A 5,960-nucleotide genomic window follows, 5' to 3' on the forward strand; every position below is an offset into this window, starting at 1 on the left:
CCGGGCGTGGAGGTGCAGGCGGTGGACGACTACGCGGCCCGCAACGGCCTGCCCACGCGCCTGTCCTTCCGCGTCCCGACGCTGGCGCTCGGCTACCTCGATCGGCCGGCGGCGCAGGCGCAGACCTTCCGCGCCGGCGCCTTCTGCCCGGCCGACCTGTTCGTGCGCACGCCCGGGGGCGGCTGGCGCTTTGCCGGTCGCGAAGACTCGCTGCTGAAGATCCAGGGCCGCTGGGTGGACCTGGCGGCGCTGGAGGAGCGGCTCGGGCCGGGCGTGCCCGGCCTGCTGGAGTGCGCCTGCGTCTGCGTGCCGGACGAGGACGGCGCCGACGCGCTGGTCCTGTTCTACGCCGCTCGGCCCGGCGAGGGCGCTGCGGTGGAAGAGGCGCTGCTGGCGCGCGCAGGGGCACTGCCACCCCACCAGCGCCCGCGCCGGTTCGTCGAGGTGCCGCAACTGCCCCGGACGGCCACCGGCAAGCTGCTGCGGCGCAAGCTGGCGGAGGCGTTCCTCACCGCTGTCGTCGAATGACCTTGGGTACTGGTAGATACCTTCTGGTGTCTCGCATGCGACATTAGAATTGCGGCGCCGCACCATGGCCGGCCGATTGCAAAGGAGAAGCGCGCGTGTTCCGTACGTTGTTGAAATCCAAGATCCACCGGGTGGCCGTGACGCACTGCGAGCTGCACTACGAGGGTTCGTGCGCCATCGACGAGAACCTGATGGAAGCGGCGAACATCGTCGAGAACGAACAGATCCACGTCTGGAACGTCGACAACGGCGAGCGCTTCGTCACCTATGCGATCAAGGGCCAGCGCGGCTCGGGAATGATCTCGGTGAACGGCTCGGCGGCGCGCCGGGCCGCCGTGGGCGACCTGCTGATCATCGCTGCCTTCGCCCAGGTGAGCGAGGAGCAGGTGCCGCGGCACAAGCCGCAACTGGTGTTCGTCGACGAGGCGAACCGGCAGGTGGGGCTGCGCCACCACGTGCCGGTGCAGATGCTCGAGGCCGAGGCGCCGTAACGCCCCGGCGGCGGGTGGCCGTAGCGGGCCGCCGCGCCGATCGCTAGCGCATCCCCTTGCCGGCCATGCGCAGGATGTCGTCCAGCGCGTTGCCGTCGCCGTTCTGATCCAGCAGGCTGCCCAGCCCGCCGAAGGCGCCGCCCCCGCCCTGGCCGCCCCCGAGCACGCTGCCCAGGATGCCGCCGAGGCCGCCAAGGCCGCCGAGGCTACCGCCGCCCGCCGACGGGGCGGCGCCCGCATGGCTCTTCGACAGCAGCCCGCCGACCACCATCGCGAGCAGCGGCAGCATCTTCTTCAGCAGCGACGGATCGAGCCCGCTCTGGGCCGAGGCGCTCTGTGCCACGGTGCGGCTCACGTCGCGCGAACCGAAGATCTGGCCCAGCACCGCGTCGCCCTGGCTCGCGTCGGTCGGCTGCGGCGCCAGCACCTGGTCCAGCAGTCCGCCTCCGCCCAGCTGGCCGAGCAGATCGCCCAGGCCTCCGGCGCCGCCCTGCGACTGCGCGCTGCGCTTGAAGCCGCCAAGGATCGCCGGCAGCAACGCCTCGACGCCGCTGGCGGCCTGTTGCGGCGCGATCCCGAGCTCGCGCGCGATCGAATCGATGCCGCCGCTGCCGGCGACGAGGTCGCTGATCTGCATGGCGGCTCCTCAGTCCAGCAATTCGGCCGGCACCTTGCCGCCGTTGGCCGCAAGCTTCTGCATCACGGCCTTGTGCAGCCACATGTTCATCTTCGCCGAATCGGCCATCAGGTCGGGCGGGCACCCCAGCTCGGTGGCGAGCTCCTTGCGGGCCTGCAGGCTGCTGTCGATGTCCAGCAGCTTGAGCAGGTCGACGATCGAGGTGCGCCAATTCAGCTTCTGCGGATTGGCGGCCGCCTTCTGTTCGAGCTGCGCCGTCACGTCGACCTGGCTCGCCGCCCGCGGTGCCGCAGTCGCTGGCGTGGCGGTGGCCGTCGGCGCGCTCGCGGCGGCACCGGCGCCGAGCGTGCTGGTCGCGCCGCCCGCGGGCGCCTTGGGCGGCACCGGCGTGCGCAGCATCTCTTCCACCTTGCTCGCACCGGCATCGAACCCGAGCTTGTCCAGAATCTTGCTGAAGAATCCCATCGCTTCCTCCTTTTTTGCGCTCGGCACCATGCCGGCGGACGGGGGCCATCATGCCCCCGGCACCCGCGGCTCACAACGAGCTCGTAAAAAGATGTGAGCGCGCCTGCTCACGGTCCAGCGGGGCGCGGCAGGCGCGGTCCACGCGTTGATACATCTCATGTTCAGGCCGCCTTGCGCCGCCTATGCTGGCGGCATGACGCGACACTGGCGCAGGATTCTGGCGCTCGCGGCGGCCCTGGTCGCCCTGTACGCGCTGGCCGGTTTTTTCGGGCTGCCCTGGTTGCTGCGCTGGCAGTTGCCGCGGATGGCGCAGTCGACGCTCCAGCGCCAGGCGGCGGTGGAGGCGGTGCGCTTCAACCCGTTCCTGCTGCGCCTGCAGGCGCAGGGGCTGCAGCTGGCGGAGGCCGACGGCGCGCCGCTGCTCTCGGTGGGCGATCTCACGCTGCAGCTGCAATGGCGCTCGCTGGTGCGCCGCGCCTGGAGCTTCGAGGAGGTGCGCATCGAGTCGCCGGCCGTGCACCTGGTCATCAGCCCCGAGGGCCAGCTCAATTTCGTGCGGCTGCTCGAGGCCCTGCAGAAGGAGGAACCCGGCCCCCCCGACGCCGGGCTGCCGCGGCTGATCGTGGAGCGCTTCGCGCTGGCGCAGGGGCGGGTGGACCTGGACGACCGGCAGGCCGGGCACACCGCGGTGCTGGCGCCGATCGCCTTCGACGTGGAGCACTTCAGCACGCTGCCGAATGAACGCGATCGGCACGTGTTCACCGCCCAGTGGGCCACGGGCGGCCGGCTGCACTGGCAGGGCGAGGCTTCGCTCGACCCGATGCGCGCGCGCGGCCAGCTCACGCTGGAGAACGTGGACCTCTCCTCCTATGCGCCCTACCTGCGGCCGTTCACGCGGCTGGTGCTGGCGGACGGACGGCTCGCGGCCACGCTGCCTTACCGCATCGCGTACGCCGACGGGCGGCTGGATGCGAAGCTCGAGGGCGCGCGGCTCGCGGTGGACCGGCTGGCGCTGGGCCGCGAAGGCGCCGGCAAGGAACCGTTCGCTGCGCTGGCGAGCGTGCGACTGGAAGGGGTCAACGCGGACCTGGCGAGCCGCGAGCTGGCGGTGGCCGCCGTGCGCCTGCAGGACGGCCACGTCGACGTGCGGCGCGACGCGCAGGGCGAACTGGACCTGGCGCAGCTGGCGCTGCCGGCGTCGGCGCCGGCAGCGGCTGCGCCTGCAGCGCCGGTTGCGGACGCCCCTACGCCGTGGCAGCTTTCCATCGGCGAGGTCCAGCTCGCGCAGGTCGCCTTGCGCGCCGTCGACGAGACGGTGCAGCCGCCGCTGAACGTGGCCGTGCAGCGCACCGGCCTCAAGTTCCGGTTGCGGGCCGCGCAGGCGCCGCAGGGCCTGCAGCTGAAGGTGGAAGACGCCTCGCTGGCGCTCGAAGGCATCGACCTCACCCAGGCGCAGCGCACGCCGCTGAAGCTGGCGCGCCTCGGCTTCAGCGAAGGCGCGCTGGATCTGGCTGCGCGCCGCCTCGAGATCGGCCGCGTGCAGGCGGACGAAGGCCAGCTGCGGCTGGTGCGCGATGCGAGCGGCGCGCTGGACCTGCTGTCCATGCTGCCGCGCGCGCCGGCGGCGGCTGCGCCGGGAGCGTCCACGGCACCGGCGATGCCGGCGCCATCGCCCGCACCGGCCGCGTCGGCCGCATCGGCCGTCCCCGTCGCCACGACCCGTACTGCCGTTCCCGTCGCCGCCGACACGCCCTGGTCGGCGCTCGTCCATCGGGTGGAGCTCGCGCGCTGGACGGTCGATGCCGACGACCGCCCGAGCGGCATCCACCTGCACCTGCTGGACGTGGGGGCTGGCCTCGAGGGGGTCGGCTCCGACCTCCAGCAACCCGTCGCCTTCCAGGCCGGGCTGCGCGTGGCCGAAGGCGGGCAGCTGCAGGTGCGTGGCAAGGTGGTGCCGGCCACCGCGAACGTCGAGGCGGCGGTGCAGGCCACGCAACTCGCGCTGCGGCCGCTGCAGCCGCTGCTGGCGCAGCACGTGCGCCTGCGCATCGCGGGCGGCACGGTGTCCACGAAGGGCCAGCTCAAGACCGGCGCGGCGAAGGCGAAGGGGCCGGCGCCGCTGCGCTACGAGGGCGCCTTCGAACTCGCCGGGCTGGCGCTGAACGAGCAGGATGGCAAGCCCTTCCTGGGCTGGAAGAGCGTGGCGGCGCAGCGCTTCACCGTCGCCACCGCCCCCGCGGCGCTGGAGATCCCGGAGCTGCGGATCGTCGAACCGAAGGCGATCCTGATCCTGGAGGACGACCGCAGCTTCAATGCCGCGCGCCTGCTGGTGCAGAAGCCCGCGAGCGCGCCCGTGCAGCCCGTGCAGGCGGTCGCCGCCAGCGCCGCCCCGACGGCCGACGATGCCTTCGCGGTGCGCATCCGGCGCGTGCGGCTGCAGAACGCCCACCTCGATTTCGAGGACCGCAGCCTGAGGCCGCAGTTCGGCGCCCGCATCCACGAACTGAACGGCCTGATCACCGGCCTGTCGTCGCAGCGCGATGCACGCAGCCAGATCGAGCTCGATGGCCGCGTCGGCGAGTTCGGGCTGGCCCGCGTGCGCGGCGGCCTCAACCCCTTCGCGCCGCGCGACAACACCGATGTCGGCGTGATCTTCCGCAACGTCGACCTGGTGCCGGTGTCGCCCTATGCCATGAAGTTCGCGGGCTACCGCCTGGCCGGCGGCAAGGTCTCGCTGGACCTGCGCTACAAGGTGCGCGACAGCCGGCTCGAAGGCGAGAACAAGATCGTCCTCGACCAGCTCACTCTGGGCGAACGCGTCGACAGCCCCGATGCGCTGAAGGTGCCACTGGAGCTGGCCATCGCGATCCTGAAGGACAGCGACGGGCGCATCGACCTCGGCCTGCCGGTCAGCGGCGACATGAGCGATCCGCAATTCAGCTACGGCGGCATCATCTGGAAGGCGATCGGCACCTTGCTGACCAAGATCGTGACGGCGCCGTTCCGGGCGTTGGGCGCGATGATGGGCGTCTCCGGCGAGAAGCTCGAGGCGATCGAATTCGACCCCGGCAGCAGCCGCCTGCTGCCGCCCGAGCGCGAGAAGCTGCAGCACGTGGGCGCGATGCTCGCCAAGCGCGCGCAATTGAAGCTGACGCTGCCTGGCGGCTACCACGAGGAAGCGGACGGCGCCGCCTTGCGTGCCGCCGCAGTGCGGGCCGAGGTGACGCGGCGCGCCGGCGTCAAGCTGGCGCCCGGCGAGGCCCCCGGCCCGCTCGACCTGGCCGACCGCGCCGTGCGCGAGGCGCTGCGCGACCTCTACGCCGAGCGCTTCGGCAAGCCCGCACTGGACCAGGCGCGCAAGGAGGCCGAAGCGGCGCCAGCGCCCGAAGCCCCGGCCAGCGGCCGCGCCTCTGCCTCGCTGCCGGCGTGGCAGCGCGCCCTGAAGTTCGTGCAGGGCGAGCCCCAGGTCGCCGACGCGCGCGCCTTCTACCGCGGGCTGCGGCAGCGGCTCGAACGCAACCAGGCGCTGCCCCCCGACGCCTTGCAGCAATTGGGCGCCCAGCGCGCCCAGGTCATGGCCGCGGCGCTGGCGGAAAGCGGGGCCGATGCGGCGCGCGTCTCGGCCGGAGCACCGGTGGCCGTGACGGGGGCCGTGGAGCGGATGGTGCCGCTGAAGCTGGAGCTGGGCGTGCAGCGCTGAAGCGCGCGCCGCGTCACTGTCTTATAATCCACCCCTTCCAAGCGCCCGTGCCACCGTGCCGGGCCACTTTGGTACTACTCGCGGAACGACCTGATTCCCGTCGCGGTACCAAGACCTTCCAGCCGGGCCCGTGCCCGGC

Annotated in this window: 5 protein-coding genes; 3 read left to right on the forward strand and 2 right to left on the reverse strand. The window is 72.5% G+C overall.

Annotated elements, in window-relative coordinates:
• Together VFM98_RS00145 and panD are read left to right on the forward strand one after the other, a co-directional pair.
• Positions 1-528 (forward strand): AMP-binding enzyme (locus tag VFM98_RS00145; RefSeq protein WP_414708958.1); only part of this gene is annotated, 528 nt, incomplete at its 5' end.
• Between the two features lie 95 nt (positions 529-623).
• Positions 624-1,019, forward strand: coding sequence for an aspartate 1-decarboxylase (gene panD, locus VFM98_RS00150; protein WP_325107855.1), 396 nt, complete (start codon positions 624-626; stop codon positions 1,017-1,019).
• 43 nt (positions 1,020-1,062) lie between these two features.
• Here the strand turns inward: panD and VFM98_RS00155 are convergent, their stop codons facing one another.
• Together VFM98_RS00155 and VFM98_RS00160 are read right to left on the reverse strand one after the other, a co-directional pair.
• Positions 1,063-1,656, reverse strand: a complete 594-nt coding sequence (locus VFM98_RS00155; RefSeq protein ID WP_325107856.1) for a DUF937 domain-containing protein — start codon at positions 1,654-1,656, stop codon at positions 1,063-1,065.
• Positions 1,657-1,665: 9 nt separating this feature from the next.
• The gene (locus tag VFM98_RS00160) at positions 1,666-2,121 is read right to left on the reverse strand and encodes a DUF3597 domain-containing protein (protein ID WP_325107857.1); all 456 of its coding nucleotides are present in this window, start codon (positions 2,119-2,121) and stop codon (positions 1,666-1,668) included.
• 193 nt (positions 2,122-2,314) lie between these two features.
• Here VFM98_RS00160 and VFM98_RS00165 point away from each other — a divergent pair, with 193 nt between their 5' ends.
• Complete coding sequence (locus tag VFM98_RS00165) at positions 2,315-5,821, forward strand: DUF748 domain-containing protein (RefSeq protein WP_325107858.1); 3,507 nt, start codon at positions 2,315-2,317, stop codon at positions 5,819-5,821.
• The last annotated feature ends 139 nt before the right edge of the window (positions 5,822-5,960 follow it).

The organism is Ramlibacter sp. (assembly GCF_035706265.1).
Lineage (GTDB): Bacteria > Pseudomonadota > Gammaproteobacteria > Burkholderiales > Burkholderiaceae_C > Ramlibacter.

Bases quoted from the DNA above. Each gene is read 5' to 3' on its own strand.
- VFM98_RS00165 (WP_325107858.1), top strand. From the start codon at position 2,315: ATGACGCGACACTGGCGCAGGATTCTGGCGCTCGCGGCGGCCCTGGTC.
- VFM98_RS00160 (WP_325107857.1), bottom strand. From the start codon at position 2,121: ATGGGATTCTTCAGCAAGATTCTGGACAAGCTCGGGTTCGATGCCGGT.
- VFM98_RS00155 (WP_325107856.1), bottom strand. From the start codon at position 1,656: ATGCAGATCAGCGACCTCGTCGCCGGCAGCGGCGGCATCGATTCGATC.